This window comes from Novosphingobium barchaimii LL02 (assembly GCF_001046635.1).
GTDB classification, from domain to species: Bacteria; Pseudomonadota; Alphaproteobacteria; order Sphingomonadales; family Sphingomonadaceae; genus Novosphingobium; species Novosphingobium barchaimii.
In genome coordinates this window covers 990,042-1,007,232 of sequence record NZ_KQ130452.1, presented here as the reverse complement: position 1 = coordinate 1,007,232, position 17,191 = coordinate 990,042, and the positions used below count along the sequence as shown (strand labels likewise).

Below are 17,191 nucleotides of genomic sequence, written 5' to 3'. Positions count from 1 at the left end.
CCAATGTTCAGCGTGTTCAGCAGCCCAAGCTGTTCGAGAGAGGACTCATGAGCCAGACGCCAGAAAACAGGGCATCGCCCGATGCCGCCACGCAGCTCGACATCTACCGCCGCATGGTGCGTATCGAGCGGAACGACGAATTCACCCGGACCCAGATCCGCCGTGGCCGCATCACCGCGCCTTATTACTCGGCGCGCGGGCAGGAGGTGATCCCGTCCACGCTCTCGAACCTGATGACCGACGATGACGTGATCTGCACGATCTATCGCGGCATCCATGACATGGTCGCCAAGGGAATGCCGCTGCGTCCGCTCTGGGCCGAAATCTGCGGCCGCGTCGACGGCACATGCAAGGGCAAGGGCGGCCCGATGCACCTTACCCACCCCGAAACGGGCGTGATGGTGACGACGGGGATCGTCGGTTCCTCGATGCCGATCGCCAACGGCTTCGCCTGGGCCTCGCTGCTCGACGGGTCGAAGCGCGTGACGATTGCCTACTTCGGCGACGGCGCCAGCAATATCGGCGCCTTTCACGAGTCGCTCAACCTTGCCTCGGTGTGGAAGCTGCCGGTGATCTTCGTGTGTTCGAACAACGGTTTTGCCGAACACACGCGGTACGAGAATGGCACCTCGGTGGACTTCATCTCCAAGCGTGCGATCGGCTACGGCATGCCCGGCTACACCGTCGACGGCAACGATCCCTTCGAGATGTACGCCCATGCCCACGCCGCTATCGAGCGAGCGCGCGCCGGCGAAGGACCGACCCTGCTGGAGTGTAAGACGTTCCGCTTCATGGGCCACGTCTTCGGCGACAACGACGCCTACATGACCAAGGAAGAAAAGGCCGAGGCGCTGGCCAAGGACCCGCTGGTCCTGTTCCGCCAGCTGCTGATCGACACCGGCGTCGCCACCGAGGCGCAGCTGGAAGAGATGAAGGCGGGCATCGAGGCGGAAGTTCAGGACGCGATCGATTTCGCCTTCGAGAGTGGATACGCGTCGGTGGACGAACTGCGCCGCGACGTCTTTGCCGAGGAGATTCCGGCATGAGCGCCGATACCGCAGAAGCAACCCCGGCCCAGGCCGGCGAAATGCTCAAGATGACCGGCCAGGCGGCGATCACCGCCGCGCTGTTCCAGGCCATGGAGGAAGACTCCAAGGTCCTCGTCTTCGGCGAGGACGTGGCGGACCGCGAAGGCGGCGGGGTGATGGGCACCACGCGCGGCCTCTCGACCAAGTTCGGTGACCTGCGCGTGCGCTCCACCCCGATCGCCGAGCAGTCGATCATGGGCGCCGCCGTGGGCGCGGCGATGGCCGGTTACAAGCCGGTGGCCGAGATCATGCTGATGAACTTCATCACCGTGGCCATGGACATGATCGTCAACCACGCGGCCAAGCTGCGCTTCATGTCGGGTGGGCAGAGCACCGTCCCGCTTGTGATCCGCACACTGACGGGCGCGGGCTGGCAGACCGCCGGGCAGCACTCGGACCATTACGAGGGCTGGTTCGCCCACACCGCCGGGATCAAGGTGGTCGCTCCGGCCACTCCGGCGGACTACAAGGGCCTGCTGCTCTCCGCGATCCGGGACCCCGATCCGGTGCTGTTCATCGAGAACAGCCGCACCCTGTTCGTGCCCGGCGACGTGGCTGCCGATCAGGGACCGATCCCGCTCGGCAAGGCGCGGGTGGCGCGCGAGGGCACGCATATCTCGCTGATCACGTATTCGGGCATGGTCGCCAATTGCCTAGCCGCTGCCGATGAACTGGCGCAGCAGGGCATTTCCGCCGAAGTCATCGACCTGCGCACGGTGTCACCGTGGGACAAGGACGCCGTCCTCGCCTCCGCCGACAAGACGGGCCGCGCGATCGTCGTTCATGAGGCGGTGCGCCATTTCGGTCCGGGCGGCGAGATCGCCTCGACGATTCAGGAAGAACTGTTCCGCAAGCTGAAGGCGCCGGTACGGCGTCTGGGCGCGCCCTATAGCGCGGTGCCGTTCGCCAAGGTCCTGGAAGACGCCTTCCTCGTGCAGCCGGCCGATATCGCCGCTGCCGCCAAGGCGCTTTGCGAATATGACTGACTTAGGCCTCTCCCGCTTCGGCGGGAGAGAGCTTTGCCGGTTTTTCAAGTCGTCATCGGCGGAGCGCCTTACTCCACAAACGCCTGTTCGCGTTTCTCCGGCCTGATGTAGATCGAGGTGATCTTGGGTGAGAGCGCCTTCATGCGCGTTTCCAGTTCTTCGATCAGGGATTCCGCCTCGCCCATGGGCAGATCGTCGACGAAATCGGCACTGATCGCCACGAAGACCGCGTCGGGGCCGGTGTGGACGGTGCGCACGTGGTTGACCGAGGTGATCGAGCCATTGCCCTCCATCACCGCCCGCAACTGCGCGATCAGGGCAGGGTCGGCCGCTTCGCCGATGAGCAGGCCTTTCGATTCTCGCGCCAGCAGCACGGCAACGGCGGCAAGTACGAGGCCGATGAGAACCGAGGCGGCGCCGTCTAGCCGGGCATCGCCGAAGTACCCGCTCGCCCAGATGCCGAGCGCGGCGATGACCAGACCGATCAGGGCCGCGCTGTCCTCGAACAGCACGATGAAACCCGGCGGGTCCTTGGAGCGGCGAACGGCCTGCCACCAGCTCTGTCCGGCGCGCCCGGCGTTGAATTCCCGCACCGCGAGCGCCCAGGATGTACCCTCCATGGCAAAGGCGATGCCAAGCACGACGTAGCTCAGCGTCGGGTCTTCGATCGGGTGAGGGGCACGGATATGGACGATGCCTTCATAGATCGAGATGCCCGCGCCGCCCGCGAAGATCAGGATCGCGACGACGAAGGCCCAGAAATACAGCTCGCGCCCATACCCGAAGGGATGCGCGGCATCGGGCGCGCGCTTCGCCTTGCGCTGGCCGTAAAGCAGCAGCACCTGGTTGCCGCTGTCGACCAGCGAGTGAACGCCTTCGGTCGCCATAGCCGAGGAGCCGCCGATCCCCGCCGCCACGAACTTGGCCACCGCGATCCCCATGTTCGCGGCAAGCGCGCCGTAGAGCACGATGTTCTTGCGGATTTCGGAAGGGTGCCCCGCCTTGGTGGCGGATGGAGGGTCGGAAACTGTGGCCATGACGGCGTAACTTGCAGGACCTGCGGACGTTGCGCCATCATGCCAAGGTTTAGTCGAGCTTCGCCAATGCCTCGCGGCCGACGCGCTCGTTCCACAAGACGGATGAGCCGCAAAGCTGGAGGTTCAGCATGGCGCGCTTCATGAAGCGGTGGATCGGATGTTCCTGCGTCAGGCCGATGCCGCCGTGGAGCTGGATCGCCTCTTCGGTGACGAAGGCGAAAGCCTCTGCCGCCAGCGTCTTGGCTGCTCCGCATTGAACGAGGGTGGCGTCCTTGTCCCTAGCGCGGCCCCACAGCAGGGCTTCGGCGGCGGCGATGCGGGTCTTCATGTCGGCGGCGCGGTGCTTGAGCGCCTGGAACATGGCAAGCGGCCGGTCGAACTGGCGGCGCATCCCGAGGTATTCGATCGTCAGCTCCAGTGCGGCATTGGCGGCGCCAAGGCAGTCGGCGGCCAAGGCGAGGTGTGCCTCGGGTGCCAGCGCGTCATGGAGCGGGCCGGCCCGTGCCGCGTCGCAGAGCATCAGCGCGGGATCGGGCGCATAGCCATCCAGTACGAGATCGAACATGCGCCGGCTGGGATCCCAGATCGGGCGCTCCACAAACGACACGCCCGGTGCGTCGATTGGGACCAGCGCATAGCCCGAGGGCAGGCGCACCACGGCCGCCGCCGCCATGTCGGCGTCGAAAACGCCGCCGACCGTGCCAGAGATCGCACCATCCGCTGCCGCCTCCAGTTTCGTGGGAAGGAGGTGCAGGGGCACGTAGTCACCCCCGGCGATGCGTTCGAGCCATCCTGCGCGGGCGGCCAGCATTTCGCTCGCCAGTACCGCTTGAAGGCCAAGCTGTGCGGGGATCAGCGGAGTGGTCGCCAGTATCCGGCCCATCTCGAAGTGGATCGCGGTGGAGGCTTCGCGGGTCAGGCCAAGGCCGCCGTCGTCTTCGGGCAGGCGGACCATCAGCCAGCCCATTTCCGCGACCAGCCCCCAGCTTTCGTCACGCGACGGGGAGAGTGCGCTGGCCGGGAAGGCCTTCTGCGCTGCGTCGGTCAGTTCGTTCAGTTCGATCATGTCAGATCACCCAGCCCTTCGGCTCGCGCGGCATTTCCAGCATCCTTTCGGCGATGATGTTGCGCTGCACTTCCTCGCTGCCGCCGGCGATGGTCCAGGCGTAGGAGTTCATGAAGTCCGCCATCCAGTTACCGGTGTTGAGATCGCCGAAGGTGATCGGCGCGACATATTGTTCGGCCATCCCGCCAAGGCGCAGGCCTAGCTTCGCATAGGCCCGCAATGCGCGGCTGTAGCTGTTCTTGACGATAGAGGCGTCGCCCATGCGCTCGATGCCGTTGATGCGGTTGTCGAGGAACTGGTCGGCGATGGCGCAGACGGCGTCTACCTGCGTCGCCAGTTCGCCGAAGTCGCGCAGAACGCCGCGGTCTTCGTCATGTCCGTGCTCACGGATCAGCGTGGCCACGCGGGCAAGGGCGCCGCGCATCCGGTAGCTCAGTTCCATCAGGGTGAGGCCGCGTTCGGAAGCGAGCGTTGTCTGCGCCACGGCCCAGCCCTTGCCCTCTTCACCAACACGCCGGGTTACGGGGATCTCGACGTTGTCGAGGAAGATCTCGGCGAATTCCTCGTCGCCCTGAATCTGGTGAATCGGGCGCACGGACACACCGGGCGCATCCATGTCCATCAGCAGGTAGGTGATGCCCGCCTGCTTGGGTCCGTCCGAGGACGTGCGCACCAGCAGCAGGCATTTCTGCGCGAACTGCGCCATCGTCGACCAGACCTTCTGGCCGCTCACGACATAGACCTCGCGCCCATCGCGCATCTCGCGCGTGGCCCGGGTCTTGATTGCGGCAAGGTCTGATCCCGCGCCAGGTTCCGAGAAGCCCTGGCACCAGGTTTCGCCTTCGAGGATGCGGGGGAGGTACTCGGCCTGCTGCTCGGCGCTGGCGCATTCGTTGAGCGTGGCGAAGGCGTGATAGGTGGAGACGAACGAGAGTAGCAGGCGCGGGCAATCGGCCTTCGCCAGTTCCTCGTAGATCACTTTCTGTTCGGCAAGCCCGCGTCCGCCGCCGGGGAACCGCGCAGGCCAGTGCGGGATCGCAAATCCGGCCTTCACCAGCTTGGTGAACCATTGCCGCTGGGTGGCAACAAAGTCGTCTTGCGTGCGGCTGGCATCGCGCCAGTTCGCCGGGGCTTCTGCCCTCAGGAAATCGCGTACTTCGCGGCGCAGGGCTTCGAGGTCGGGGGTATGGGTCATGGCCACCGTCCAAGCACAGGGGTCGGACCGGCGTCCACACCGAGCGGTACGTGTGGGCGATATCGCGAGGGCAACGCTTCACCCATCGGGTGAGGGTACGGCTCGTCGCCCGCCGGCGAACGCGGGATAACGCCAGGGAAATTCAGCGGACGGGTATGGCCGGCGCTGGGGCCGCCAGCATCAGGCGACATGCTTGTCGAGCTTGCCTGTGAATCGCGAACGGCCGGAGAGGGGCAAACCTCAAAAACTCTCAGGCACGGCCCTGTGGTGCGCGGGGATGGCGGGTCGGGCTCGCTCCCCTGCCGCCGGTCCCGGGGGCATACCCCCGTTTTCATCCACGCATCCGATTGCGGCTTGTCCGGTCCACCACCGGGCGCCGACCATGTGCGGAAAAGCATGAAGTGTCAGCTACACACTCCCCGCCCCGCCGCTATGTCGACCGAAATCGACGACGCAGCTTATAACCTATTTGGTTACGAAAGTCAAGTCGCGTCAGGCGGCTACTTCGATCGTGTCGCCGTCTATTCGCACTTCGTACGTCTCGATCGGCATCGTCGCGGGCGGGTTCAGCGGCTTGCCGGTTTCGAGATCGAAGCGGGCGCCGTGGACCGGGCAGGAAATCCACCCCGCCCGCACCCGGCCGCATTCCAGTGTCTCGTAAGCGTGGCTGCACAAGTTGCGGACCGCAAAAATCCGGTCGTTGGCGTTCACCAGAACCACGCTGATGCCGTTCACTTCGACCACTTTTTTGCCGCCTGCCGGAATTTCCTCCAGCTTTGCCACGGCGACGAATGCCTGTTCGCTCATTATGCTGTTTCGACTTTCTGCATCGTTCGGTCCCAGTCCCGTTTTCACGGTCATGCCGCAAGCGCTTTGCAGATGCCAGAGCAGGGCCCGGAGCCAATCGCACCCGCGATTGCGTCGGCGGCCATGTTGTGGCGCGTGCGTTCTTGCGCCTAACGAAAGGCACAAGAGGAGAGGCGCTGCGCCGATGCAATTCGAATGGACACCCGAGCAGGACGCCTTCCGGCACAAGATCCGGGATTTCCTGGAGGCCAACCTGACCGGTGACTGGGAGAAGTTCTCGGAACATGGCCCCGCGTCCCCGGCGCTGACTGCCTTTGCGCGCGAATTTTGCGTGAAGCTCGCCGAGGCGGGTATCCTCTTTCCGCACTGGCCTGTGGAAATGGGCGGCGAGGGGCTTGGCCCGTGGGAACAGCAGATCCTGGCCGAGGAAATGTGGATCGCTGGCGAGCCGCGCGGCGGCCAGTACATGAACGTCAACTGGATCGGCCCGACTTTGCAGAAGTACGGTACGCCGGAGCAGAAAGCCCGCTACCTCGAACCGATCACCAGGGGGCAGTCTCTGTGGTGTCAGGGTTTCTCCGAGCCTGACGCGGGTTCGGACCTTGCTGCGCTGCGCACCCGCGCCGAATTGCGGGATGGCAGCTACGTCATCAACGGGCAGAAGATCTGGACCAGCTACGCCGGTCTGGCGGACACCTGCTTCCTGCTCACCCGCACCAGCGACGACCGCAAGAAGGGCATCACCATCATTCTGGTGCCGATGGACACGCCGGGCATCACCGTGCGGCAGATTCCGTCGCTGATCGGTGAGGGCGACATCCACGAGGTGTTCTTCGACGACGTGACCGTGCCGGAAACCGCCCGTTTCGGCGACGAGGGGCAGGCGTGGGAGATCGTCGCCTATTCGCTGCGCAACGAGCGGCTGGGCATCCCGCGCTTCACGCTTGCCCGCGCCGCGCTCGACCGGGCGGTGGCGATGCTGCAGGGCGAGAGCCGTTTTGCCCGCGAACATGTGCGGATCGAGGCAGCGCGCTGTGCGGCGCTATGCGAGGCGGCCGCCACGGCGAACTACGCGGTTGTGCAAAAGCGGGTCGACGGCCTTTCGATCGGCGCGGAATCGAGTTCCGCGCGTTATGCCACCGTCATGGCCGAGCGGGCGGTGTGCGAATTCGTGGTCGAATTCGTGCCTCAAGCGCTGGCCGGGGCATCGCCTTACCTCAAGATGCACCACCAGCGCGGCATCGTGGCCGGGGTTGCCGCCGGGTCGGCCGAGATCCAGCTCAACATCATCGCCAGCGACGTGCTGGAACTGCCCCGGGAACCGCGCTGATGCAGCTTGCCCTCAGCGAGGACCAGACCCAGGTCCTCGACTTTATCGACACCCTTGCGCGGCCTTACGCCAGCGTGCCGATGCACGACGCGTCGCTTGTGCTGGAAAGCGCAGACCTTGACGCCGCGCTGGTCGAGAGCGGGTTTCTGGATGTCATGGCGGTCGAGGAACTCGGCCCTGTCACTGCCGCGCTGGTGGTGGAGAAACTGGCGCGGTTGCCGTTTGCGATAGAGGCTGCGGCTTCGGTCATGGTGCGCCCGTTGATCGACCTTGCGTTGCCGCGCCCGCTGTGCCTGGTCGAGGAGGGCCGGATCGGCGGCCCGGTCCGCTTCCTGCGGCCTGGCGCGAGCGTGGTTGTCGTGGGCCCCTCGGGCGTGCGCAGTTTTATGGCAGATGCCGGGATTATCGCGGCGGCGCAGGTGGATACGCTGTACGCCTATCCGGCGGCGTTCCTGACCGGCTTGCCGGATTGCATGACTTCGCACGACGTAGACGCCGCCGAAGTGCTGCGGGCATGGCGGGTAGCGGTCGCAGCGGAAGCGGCAGGGCTGCTGGCGGCGGCCTTGGCGGCCACGGTGGCTTATGTGTCCGACCGCAAGCAGTTCGGGCGGCCATTGGCGACGTTTCAGGGCATGCGCCACCGGCTTGCCGAGGATCAGGTGATGACCAATAGCGTCCACTGGCTCGCCCTGCGCGCGGCCGGGACCGGGAGCCGGGGGGACGCGGCTCTGGCATTGCTTCATGCGCAGGAGGCGGCGAAGCAAGTGTGTTATGACTACCATCAGTTCCTGGGCGGCATGGGCATGACACTGGAGCATCCGCTGCACCTGTGGACCTACCGCCTCAAGCTTCTGACCGCCGAACTGGGGGGGCGCGGAGAGCAGGGGCTGGCGGCGTCGGACGCGCTCTGGGGATAGCGGCGAAACTGCGTCACGCCATCACCGCCACGCTGTCACACACCAGCCGGACCAATTCCGGCTGCCCGCGCACGCCCAGCTTGGTGTAGAGCCGCTTGGAGTAGTTGCGCGCGGTTTCCAACGTCAGGCCCATTGTTTTGGCCGCTTCGGCGATCGACTGGCCTTCGTTCAGCGCGATCGCCAGTTCGGCCTCGCGAGGGGGCAGGTCGAACAGACGGGCAAGGCGTTCGACGCTCTGCGCGGTGCGCGCGTTGGGCAGGCGGCATAGCGCCAGCATCGAAGGCACCGGCATGTCGCTTGTAGCGGTCAGCAGCGCTTCGAGCCGGGGATGTTCGTGCAGCACCACCGCGCGCGGTGAGGGCGGGTCGTCAGCGGCGAAAAGCATCGCCGCGGCGCTCAGTTCCCGCTCCGCATGGACGCCGAGTTCGCGCAGTCGCTCGCCGGTTCGCGGCGTGTAGCCCAGGTTCGTGCGCAGCCATGTGTCCAGGCGCGGGTCGATCGCCAGCAATCTTGCCTCGTGGTCCAGCGCCATCCAGGCGGTGGCGCTGCGGGCCATGCCCTGCGAACTGACGCTCGCCCGGATGCGGTGCGCCTCCAGCGTGACGTAGCTGCGCAGCGCCGCCTCGACATAGGGTGCGAGCGACGAGAGCAGGGCGCTGTCGGCACCGGTGCAGGGCTGGGCGCGTGCCATGATGAGCCAGGCGCTGGTGTCGTCGATCTGCGGCAGGCGCACCACCCGCTCGTCGGCGATGCCGAGGCGGCGCATCTTTTCCATGCGCTCGGCCCGGAAAACCGGATCGTGGTCCACGAACTCGGCAACCGAATAGACGCGCCCCGGCCGAAGTCGATCGTAATGCAGGCGTTCCAGCGCGTGCATTTCGAAGGGATCGACTTCGCGCGTCGCTGCCCGCAGGTCGCGGCCGGCATGGAAGTCGCTGATCTGGGCGTGCGGGCCGTCGCCCTGCTTCATCACTATGGAGACGTATTCGGCATCGCTGCGGCGACGCAGCCGCTCCAGAAACTCGGAAAACTGCGCGGTGTCGCCGATCCCGCGTACCAGCGGGAGCAGCAAGTCGGTCTCGTCGGAGGAGGTCAGCGCCATAACCCTCCCATATGGGAGGTTTGCCGCAAAGTCATCCCTGCGAAAGCGATTCGCAGCCCAGATACAGCCGGGGGCCACCCCCAAGGCCAAAGGACGAGCGATCCTGATGAAGACACTTACCCACCTCGACAGGCTTGAGGCAGAAGCCATCCACATCATCCGGGAAGTCGTCGCCGAAGCGGACAAACCGGTGATGCTCTATTCGGTCGGCAAGGACAGCGCGGTTATGCTGCACCTGGCCCGCAAGGCATTCTATCCCTCGCCGCCGCCGTTTCCGCTGCTCCACGTCGACACGACCTGGAAGTTCAAGGCAATGTACGAACTGCGCGACAAGATGGCGCGTGACAGCGGCATGGACCTGCTGGTCTACCAGAACCCCGAGGCGGTGGAGAAGGGCATCAACCCGTTCGACCACGGCGCGCTCCACACCGACATGTGGAAGACCGAAGGTCTGAAGCAGGCGCTCGACAAATACGGCTTCGACGCGGCCTTTGGCGGCGCCCGCCGCGACGAGGAGAAGAGCCGCGCCAAAGAGCGCATCTTCTCGTTCCGCACCTCGTCGCATGGCTGGGATCCGAAGAACCAGCGGCCCGAATTGTGGAACCTCTACAATGCCCGCAAGGCCAAGGGCGAATCGATCCGGGTGTTCCCGATCTCGAACTGGACCGAGCTGGACATCTGGCAGTACATCCACCTCAACGATATTCCGATCGTGCCGCTCTATTTCGCGGACAAGCGCCCGACCGTGGAGCGCGACGGGATGCTGCTGATGGTCGACGACGACCGCTTCCCGCTGGAACCCGGCGAAGTGCCGGTGATGCGCTCGATCCGCTTCCGCACGCTGGGCTGCTACCCACTGACCGGCGCAGTCGAGAGCGAGGCCACGACGCTGCCCGAGGTGATCCAGGAAACCTTGCTCACCACCACCTCGGAACGCCAGGGCCGCGCCATCGACAAGGATGCCGGCGGCGCCGGCATGGAAGTCAAGAAGCAGCAGGGCTATTTCTAACAGCCCCGTTCCCGTTTCCGCTCAGGCTGAGCTTGTCAAAGCCCCCGAGCGTAGCGCCAATGCCCTTCGACAAGCTCAGGGCGAGCGGAGAGAATTGCATGTCTGACATCGAAACCAAAGACGCCGTCTACGTCACCGACGCCCTCATCGCCGAGGACATCGACGCCTATCTCGTCAGCCACGAGCACAAGACGATGCTGCGCTTCATCACCTGCGGCAGCGTCGATGATGGCAAGTCCACGCTGATCGGTCGGATGCTCTACGATTCGAAGATGATCTTCGAGGACCAGCTCGACGCGCTCTCCGCCGATTCCAGGAAGGTCGGCACGCAGGGCCAGGAGATCGACTTCGCGCTTCTCGTCGATGGCCTCGCCGCCGAACGCGAGCAGGGCATCACCATCGATGTGGCCTACCGTTTCTTCAACACCGAGAAGCGCAAGTTCATTGTAGCCGACTGCCCCGGACACGAACAGTATACCCGCAACATGGTGACCGGCGCTTCCACCGCCGACCTTGCGGTGATCCTGATCGATGCGCGCAAGGGCGTGCTGGTGCAAACGCGCCGACACTCTTACCTGTGCCACCTGATCGGTATCAGGAACATCGTTCTGGCGGTCAACAAGATGGATCTGGTCGACTATGACGAGGCCGTCTTCGACGCGATCGTCAAGGACTACACCGAGTTCGCCGCCTCGATCGGGATCGAGAGCTTCACCGCGATGCCGATCTCCGGCTTCAAGGGCGACAACATCACCACGCTCTCGGAAAATACCCCGTGGTACAAGGGCACCACGCTGGTCGAGCATCTTGAAACGGTGGAGGTTCTCTCCTCGGTCGATGCCGACAAGCCGTTCCGCTTGCCGGTGCAGTGGGTGAACCGTCCTAACCTCGACTTCCGCGGTTTCTCAGGGCTGATCGCCACAGGCGCCGTCAAGACGGGCGACAAGATTCGAGTCCTGCCCTCGGGCAAGACCAGCACGATCACCCGCGTCGTCACGTATGACGGCGATCTTGAGGAAGCGGTTGCCGGCCAGTCTGTCACAGTCTGCTTCGAGGACGAGATCGACTGCTCGCGCGGGTCTGTTATCTCTGTCGCGGACAATCCGCCGCAGACTGCCGACCAGTTCGAGGCGACTTTCGTTTGGATGGCCGACGAGGCGATGATTGCGGGCCGCGCGTATTGGCTCAAGCTGGGTACGCAGATGGTTTCGGCCACGGTCGCCGAGCCCAAGTACACGGTCAACGTAAACACCATGGAACGCATGGCGGCCAAGACGCTCGAACTCAATGCCATCGGCGTCGCCGAGCTGACGACCGACAAGCAGGTGGTGTTCGAGCCTTACGGCGAAAACCGCACGCTTGGCGGCTTCATCCTGATCGATAAGATGACCAATGCCACGGTTGCAGCGGGCATGATCAATTTCTCGCTGCGCCGTTCGCAGAACGTGCACTGGCAGGCGATCGACATCGACCGCAAGCAGCATTCGGCGCTCAAGAACCAGAAGCCTGCGGTGCTGTGGTTCACCGGGCTTTCGGGTTCGGGCAAGTCGACCATCGCCAACATGGTCGAGAAGAAGCTGCACCGCATGAACCGGCACACCTTCCTGCTCGACGGTGACAACGTGCGCCACGGCCTGAACAAGGATCTGGGTTTCACCGAGGCCGACCGCATCGAGAACATCCGCCGCGTGGGCGAAGTGGCCAAGTTGATGACTGATGGCGGCCTCATCGTCATCACCGCCTTCATCTCGCCGTTCCAGGCGGACCGTGAAATGGTGCGTTCGATGCTGCCCGAGGGTGAGTTCATCGAGGTGTTCATCGACACCCCGCTGAAGGTGGCCGAGGCGCGTGACGTCAAGGGCCTCTACAAGAAGGCGCGTTCGGGAGAACTGAAGAACTTCACCGGCATCGACAGCCCTTACGAGGCGCCGCGCAATCCCGAAGTGCGCATCGACACCACGGTCCTGTCTCCGGAAGAGGCCGCGAACCTGATCGTCGACACCCTGCTGGGAGACGCCTGATGCCCTACACTGACGGCGATCTTGCGGCGAAGCTGGCCGACGAGGCGGGCAAGATCCTTCTCTCGGTCCGCGCCTCGGGTCTGTTCGGGGGCAAGGCGCTGGGCAAGGCCGGGGATCAGACGGCGAACCAGTTCCTCTGCCTTGCCCTGCGTGAGCAGCGCCCGGACGATGGTCTGCTCTCCGAGGAGGAGAAGGACAGCGCCGAGCGTCTCGCCAAAAGCCGGGTGTGGATCGTCGATCCCGTCGACGGTACCCGCGAATATGGCGAAGAGCGTTCCGACTGGGCGGTTCATGTCGGCATGGCGGTGGACGGCGTGCCGGTGCTCGGCGCGGTGGCGCTGCCGGGGCATGGTCAGGTGCTGCGCTCGGACCAGCCAGGCAAAATGCCGGCCGCGCCCGAACGCCTGCGAATGGTAGTCAGCCGCACCCGTCCCGCGCGCGAAGCGACCGGCGTTGCCGAAGCGATCGGTGCCGAGCTGGTGCCGATGGGTTCGGCCGGAGCCAAGGCCATGGCGATCCTGCGCGGAGAGGCGGATATCTACCTTCATTCGGGCGGGCAGTACGAGTGGGACAGCTGCGCACCGGCGGCCGTGGCGCTCGGCTGGGGCCTCCATGTTTCGCGCATCGACGGTTCGCCGCTGGTCTACAATCGCGAGGACGTTTACATGCCGGACTTGCTGATCTGCCGGAAGGAACATGCTGAAATGGTCCTCCATGAGGTTCAGGCGTTCCTGTGAACGCGGCATGGGCCGGGAGCGTGGAGGCGATCCCGGCCAGTGGCAATTGACCAGCAACATTGTCGATCAGTGATACCGTATGTATAGCCGGCCCCTTTCCGATTAAGGGGCGAAAGCATGGAAGCCAGAACCAGGCGCAGGGTGAGAGACCCCGCCGCGACGCGCGAGACGATCCTCGATGCGGCCTGCAACCTGCTTGCCAAGGACGGTCTGGAAGGGGTCAGCCTTTCAGCCGTAGCGCATCTCGCATCGGTCAACCGGGGCACCGCCTACCAGCACTTCGAAACCCGCGAGAAGCTGATCGAGGCCACTATCGAGTGGGTTTCGGACAAGATGTTCCGCGCCGTCTTCGGCGATCCGGCTACGCTGGGCGAGCGCCGCGTCGAGGAAGTCGACGTTTCCGCCCTGACCGACCGCCTCAGCGAATTTGCGATGGAGAACCCGGAGATCGGCCGCGTCTGGCTGCAGCAGGTCCTGGCCTCGCCCGATCCTTCGCAGGATGCCTTCTGGCGCGAATATTGCGGCTCACTGCGCCGCTTCGCCTCGACGAGCCTTGCCGTGCCTGGCATCGACGCCGAGGTCATGTCCGTCATCAACCTGGCGGGTGTGTTCTTCTGGCCGGTTTTCGCACGCGCCCATGCGGCGGACGAGGGCGAGCGCAGCGAACTGACCCGGCGCTACACTCACGAGATCCTGCGCCTGTCGATGTATGGCACGATGAGCGCGAAGGCTTTTCCGGACGTGGCCGAGCGGTTGAGCAAGGATTTCGCCAAGGACTGACGTCGATCCCGATCGACGGCGGAACGCGTGCCCGCCTGGGCGGCTTATCAGTGCACTACTTCGCCTCGGCGATGCTGCGCCGCGGCGGCATTGACGCAGGAGGCACGATCCCTTCAGCAAGACGGGCAAGTATTCGGCGCGCGTCCCTCGCGATGAGGTTCACGGTGCCTGTCCGGGAGGGAATTACCCATGTTTTCCGCAATCGTGATCGACAAGAACGACGACGGCCAGACCGTCACCGTCCAGCAGCTTGACGAAAGCGCGCTGCCGGAAGGCGATGTCACCATCGACGTCGCCTTCTCGACCCTGAACTTCAAGGACGGCCTTGCCATCACCGGCGCCTCGCCTGTCGTGCGCAAGTTCCCGATGGTGCCCGGCATCGACCTCGTCGGCACCGTCACCGACAGCAGCCACGCCGACTGGAAGGCCGGCGACAGCGTTGTCCTCAACGGCTGGGGTGTGGGTGAGGGGCACTGGGGCGGGCTTGCGCAAAAGGCCCGGCTCAAGGGTGACTGGCTGGTGCCGCTGCCCGCAGCCTTCACGCCCGCGCAGGCGATGGCGATCGGTACGGCTGGTTACACCGCCGCGCTGTGCGTCGACGCGCTGGTCGACTGGGGCGTGACGCCGGATCAGGGCGAAGTGCTGGTGACGGGCGCTACCGGCGGCGTCGGTTCGGTTGCGATCGCGATCCTCAAGAAGCTGGGCTATTCCGTCGCCGCGCTGACCGGCAAGGCCGCCGAGGCGGACTACCTCAAGGCGCTTGGCGCCGAGACGGTGATCGACCGCGCCGAGCTATCCGCCAAGGGCAAGCCGCTGCAGAAGGAGCGCTGGGCAGGCGTGGTCGACACCGCCGGCAGCTATACCCTCGCCAACGCCTGCGCGCAGACCCGTTATGGCGGCGCCGTGGCGGCTTGCGGGCTGGCGCAGGGCTTCGATCTTCCCGCCACGGTCATGCCCTTCATCCTGCGCGGCGTGGCGCTGCTGGGCATAGACAGCGTGATGGCGCCGAAGGCCAGGCGCCTCAAGGCGTGGGACCGGCTGGCCAGGGATCTCGACCCTGCCGCGCTTGATACCATCGGCCAGACCATCGGTCTTGGCGAAGCGGTGGAAGCCGCCGCCAGGTTCATGTCGGGCGAGGTCAAGGGCCGCTACATCGTCGATGTGAACGCCTGACCGGCACGGGCGGACCTTGGCGTCCGCCCGCACCTTTACTGACAAAAAAGACGAGGATGGCATGACGGGTTCGGTAGAGGTGGTGGACGGCCTGTCCATCGTTCACGGCATTCCCCTGGCGGACGAGCAGGGCATCGGCGCGCTGACGCTGGGCGGCTACCTGCGCGAGATAGCGCAGCGTTTCGGCCCCAGCGAGGCGGCGGTGATCCACATCGACGGCGAGGTCCAGCGCTGGACTTACGACGAGCTTTACGCCCGCTCCATTGCGGTGGCGAAGTCGCTGCTCGCGGTCGGTACGGGGAAGGGCACTCGTGTTGGCGTGCTGATGACCAATCGCCTGGAGTTCCTTTCCGCCGCCTTCGGCGCGGCGCTTGCGGGCTGCGTGGCGACGCCGATCAGCACGTTCTTCACGCCGTCCGAACTGGAGGTCGTGCTCAAGGCTTCGGGGGTGTCGGTGCTGCTGCTGGAACGTCATGTGCTGCGGAAGGACTTTGCAGAGATGCTCGCGGGGCTTGAGCCTGCGGTGCTCTCCAGCGCTCCGGGCGAGCTGGCCTCACTGAACTTCCCGTTCCTGCGCTACGCGGCGATGATTGACCACGAGGAGCCGCTCGGCATGATCGAGGGGCTGGGCGCTTTCGTTGCACGCGGAGAAAGCGTGTCGGAGGAACTGGTTCTGGCGGCTAGCGACGCGGTCGCGCCCTCCGATCCCGGCATCCTGTTGTTCTCGTCAGGCTCCACCGGCAAGGCCAAGGGCATCCTCAGCGCGCATCGCGGCGTCTGTCTTCAACTATGGCGCTGGCCGCAGTGGTACGCGATCGACGACGCTGTTCCGGCGCGGACATGGTCGGCCAACGGGTTCTTCTGGTCGGGCAACTTCGCTTCGGGGCTGGGCGGCACGCTTTCGCGCGGAGGGTGTCTGGTGCTGCAACGCTGGTTCGATGCTGCCGAAGCGCTGGACATCATGGCGGCGGAGCGCGCCAACATGGCGTTGGCCTGGCCGCACCAGTGGCCGCAGCTTGAAGCCGCGCCGAATTTCCGCGATGTCGATCTGTCATCGCTCGTCTACGTCGACGCCAAGATGCCGATCGCGCGCCAGCCCACGGTGTCCACTACATGGCGCGAGCCGGGCCAGGCCTACGGCAATACCGAGACGTTCACGCTGATCACGGTGTTCCCGACGGGCACCGCGCCCGAAGTCGCAGGCACCTCGCACGGCATTCCTACGGCAGGCGCTACGATCAAGATCATCGACCCGATCACCGGCGCCACCGTGCCGCTGGGTGAACGCGGCGAGATAGCGGTCAAAGGGCCCACGCTGATGCTGGGCTACCTGGGCATTGCGCTCGACCAGTCGCTGGACGGCGAGGGCTTCCTGCGCACCGCTGACGGCGGCTATGTCGATGCCGAGGGCCGACTGTTCTGGGAAGGGCGCCTCAACGACATCATCAAGACCGGCGGCGCCAATGTGTCGCCGCTGGAGATCGACGAGGTCATCCGCGCCCACCCCGAAGTCAAGGTTTCGCAGACCGTGGGCGTGCCTGACGAACTGCTGGGCGAAATGGTGGTCACCTGCATCGTCCCGGTCGACGGCGCCAGCCTCAGCCCGGAGGCGATCCGCGAGTTCGCCAGGGACAAGCTCGCCAGCTACAAGCTGCCGCGCCGGGTCCTGTTCGTGGCGGAAAGCGATCTCAAGACCACCGGGAGCGCCAAGATCAAGACCGCCGACTTGCGCAAGCTGGCAGCTGAGCGCCTCGCCGCCGTGGCTTCGCGATGACGCCCGACTTTGCCGATTGGCTCGCCATCTCCAACCTGAAGGCCGGCTATAGCCGCCTGCAGGACAGCAAGGACCGGTAAGGCTGGAAGATCGCCGGGCTAACCCTGACGCGGCTCACATGGACGCCGAAGGTCCTGCGTGATTGCCGCACACAAAACCTCTGGCCAAA

15 protein-coding genes are annotated in these 17,191 nt (G+C 65.2%); 10 read left to right on the top strand and 5 right to left on the bottom strand.

The features are described from left to right. The first annotated feature begins 47 nt into the window (after nt 1-47). Both V474_RS05075 and V474_RS05070 read left to right on the top strand, forming a co-directional pair. Nucleotides 48-1,046, top strand: a complete 999-nt coding sequence (locus V474_RS05075) for a thiamine pyrophosphate-dependent dehydrogenase E1 component subunit alpha (protein ID WP_059150390.1) — start codon at nt 48-50, stop codon at nt 1,044-1,046. Continuing rightward, nucleotides 1,043-2,074, top strand: coding sequence for an alpha-ketoacid dehydrogenase subunit beta (locus V474_RS05070; protein WP_407938313.1), 1,032 nt, complete (start codon nt 1,043-1,045; stop codon nt 2,072-2,074). Before V474_RS05075 ends, V474_RS05070 begins: the two co-directional genes overlap by 4 nt. Before the next feature lie 68 nt (nt 2,075-2,142). Here V474_RS05070 and V474_RS05065 read toward each other — a convergent pair whose 3' ends face one another. From V474_RS05065 to V474_RS05050, 4 genes are all read right to left on the bottom strand, one after another. Further along, on the bottom strand, nt 2,143-3,111 hold the full coding sequence (locus V474_RS05065; RefSeq protein WP_059150389.1) for a cation diffusion facilitator family transporter: 969 nt from the start codon (nt 3,109-3,111) through the stop codon (nt 2,143-2,145). Between the two features lie 49 nt (nt 3,112-3,160). Continuing rightward, nucleotides 3,161-4,177: an acyl-CoA dehydrogenase family protein gene (locus V474_RS05060; RefSeq protein ID WP_059150388.1), complete on the bottom strand. Its 1,017-nt coding sequence runs from the start codon at nt 4,175-4,177 to the stop codon at nt 3,161-3,163. A gap of 1 nt (nt 4,178) precedes the next feature. Further along, the gene (locus tag V474_RS05055) at nt 4,179-5,372 is read right to left on the bottom strand and encodes an acyl-CoA dehydrogenase family protein (RefSeq protein WP_059150387.1); all 1,194 of its coding nucleotides are present in this window, start codon (nt 5,370-5,372) and stop codon (nt 4,179-4,181) included. Nucleotides 5,373-5,864: 492 nt separating this feature from the next. After that, nucleotides 5,865-6,179 carry a Rieske (2Fe-2S) protein gene (locus V474_RS05050; protein WP_059150386.1) on the bottom strand — a complete coding sequence of 105 codons (315 nt, stop codon included), beginning with the start codon at nt 6,177-6,179 and terminating at the stop codon, nt 5,865-5,867. Between the two features lie 184 nt (nt 6,180-6,363). Here V474_RS05050 and V474_RS05045 point away from each other — a divergent pair, with 184 nt between their 5' ends. Further along, nucleotides 6,364-7,509, top strand: coding sequence for an acyl-CoA dehydrogenase family protein (locus tag V474_RS05045; protein ID WP_059150385.1), 1,146 nt, complete (start codon nt 6,364-6,366; stop codon nt 7,507-7,509). Beyond that, nucleotides 7,509-8,426 (top strand): acyl-CoA dehydrogenase family protein, encoded by a 918-nt coding sequence (locus V474_RS05040; protein ID WP_059150384.1) that lies wholly within the window; start codon nt 7,509-7,511, stop codon nt 8,424-8,426. Before V474_RS05045 ends, V474_RS05040 begins: the two co-directional genes overlap by 1 nt. A gap of 13 nt (nt 8,427-8,439) precedes the next feature. Here V474_RS05040 and V474_RS05035 read toward each other — a convergent pair whose 3' ends face one another. Beyond that, nucleotides 8,440-9,528, bottom strand: a complete 1,089-nt coding sequence (locus tag V474_RS05035; RefSeq protein ID WP_059150383.1) for a helix-turn-helix transcriptional regulator — start codon at nt 9,526-9,528, stop codon at nt 8,440-8,442. Nucleotides 9,529-9,634: 106 nt separating this feature from the next. On the opposite strand from V474_RS05035, the gene cysD reads away from it, so the two are divergent. From cysD to V474_RS05005, 6 genes are all read left to right on the top strand, one after another. Then, entirely contained in the window at nt 9,635-10,537 is a 903-nt protein-coding gene (cysD, locus tag V474_RS05030) for a sulfate adenylyltransferase subunit CysD (protein WP_059150382.1), read from the top strand. A gap of 98 nt (nt 10,538-10,635) precedes the next feature. Continuing rightward, the gene (gene cysN / locus V474_RS05025) at nt 10,636-12,558 is read left to right on the top strand and encodes a sulfate adenylyltransferase subunit CysN (protein WP_059150381.1); all 1,923 of its coding nucleotides are present in this window, start codon (nt 10,636-10,638) and stop codon (nt 12,556-12,558) included. Continuing rightward, nucleotides 12,558-13,295, top strand: a complete 738-nt coding sequence (locus V474_RS05020) for a 3'(2'),5'-bisphosphate nucleotidase CysQ (RefSeq protein ID WP_059150380.1) — start codon at nt 12,558-12,560, stop codon at nt 13,293-13,295. Before cysN ends, V474_RS05020 begins: the two co-directional genes overlap by 1 nt. Before the next feature lie 117 nt (nt 13,296-13,412). Further along, entirely contained in the window at nt 13,413-14,075 is a 663-nt protein-coding gene (locus tag V474_RS05015; RefSeq protein WP_059150379.1) for a TetR/AcrR family transcriptional regulator, read from the top strand. A 189-nt stretch (nt 14,076-14,264) separates the two neighbouring features. Continuing rightward, complete coding sequence (gene acuI, locus V474_RS05010) at nt 14,265-15,248, top strand: acrylyl-CoA reductase (NADPH) (protein WP_059150378.1); 984 nt, start codon at nt 14,265-14,267, stop codon at nt 15,246-15,248. Nucleotides 15,249-15,309: 61 nt separating this feature from the next. Next, the gene (locus tag V474_RS05005; RefSeq protein ID WP_059150377.1) at nt 15,310-17,022 is read left to right on the top strand and encodes a class I adenylate-forming enzyme family protein; all 1,713 of its coding nucleotides are present in this window, start codon (nt 15,310-15,312) and stop codon (nt 17,020-17,022) included. Nucleotides 17,023-17,191 lie beyond the last annotated feature (169 nt).

Excerpts from the sequence above, each read along its gene's own strand:
- V474_RS05040 (WP_059150384.1), top strand. The coding sequence starts at position 7,509 with ATGCAGCTTGCCCTCAGCGAGGACCAGACCCAGGTCCTCGACTTTATC.
- V474_RS05060 (WP_059150388.1), bottom strand. The coding sequence starts at position 4,177 with ATGATCGAACTGAACGAACTGACCGACGCAGCGCAGAAGGCCTTCCCG.
- cysD (WP_059150382.1), top strand. The coding sequence starts at position 9,635 with ATGAAGACACTTACCCACCTCGACAGGCTTGAGGCAGAAGCCATCCAC.
- cysN (WP_059150381.1), top strand. The coding sequence starts at position 10,636 with ATGTCTGACATCGAAACCAAAGACGCCGTCTACGTCACCGACGCCCTC.
- V474_RS05005 (WP_059150377.1), top strand. The coding sequence starts at position 15,310 with ATGACGGGTTCGGTAGAGGTGGTGGACGGCCTGTCCATCGTTCACGGC.
- V474_RS05015 (WP_059150379.1), top strand. The coding sequence starts at position 13,413 with ATGGAAGCCAGAACCAGGCGCAGGGTGAGAGACCCCGCCGCGACGCGC.
- V474_RS05070 (WP_407938313.1), top strand. The coding sequence starts at position 1,043 with ATGAGCGCCGATACCGCAGAAGCAACCCCGGCCCAGGCCGGCGAAATG.
- V474_RS05020 (WP_059150380.1), top strand. The coding sequence starts at position 12,558 with ATGCCCTACACTGACGGCGATCTTGCGGCGAAGCTGGCCGACGAGGCG.
- acuI (WP_059150378.1), top strand. The coding sequence starts at position 14,265 with ATGTTTTCCGCAATCGTGATCGACAAGAACGACGACGGCCAGACCGTC.
- V474_RS05050 (WP_059150386.1), bottom strand. The coding sequence starts at position 6,179 with ATGAGCGAACAGGCATTCGTCGCCGTGGCAAAGCTGGAGGAAATTCCG.
- V474_RS05035 (WP_059150383.1), bottom strand. The coding sequence starts at position 9,528 with ATGGCGCTGACCTCCTCCGACGAGACCGACTTGCTGCTCCCGCTGGTA.
- V474_RS05065 (WP_059150389.1), bottom strand. The coding sequence starts at position 3,111 with ATGGCCACAGTTTCCGACCCTCCATCCGCCACCAAGGCGGGGCACCCT.
- V474_RS05045 (WP_059150385.1), top strand. The coding sequence starts at position 6,364 with ATGCAATTCGAATGGACACCCGAGCAGGACGCCTTCCGGCACAAGATC.
- V474_RS05055 (WP_059150387.1), bottom strand. The coding sequence starts at position 5,372 with ATGACCCATACCCCCGACCTCGAAGCCCTGCGCCGCGAAGTACGCGAT.
- V474_RS05075 (WP_059150390.1), top strand. The coding sequence starts at position 48 with ATGAGCCAGACGCCAGAAAACAGGGCATCGCCCGATGCCGCCACGCAG.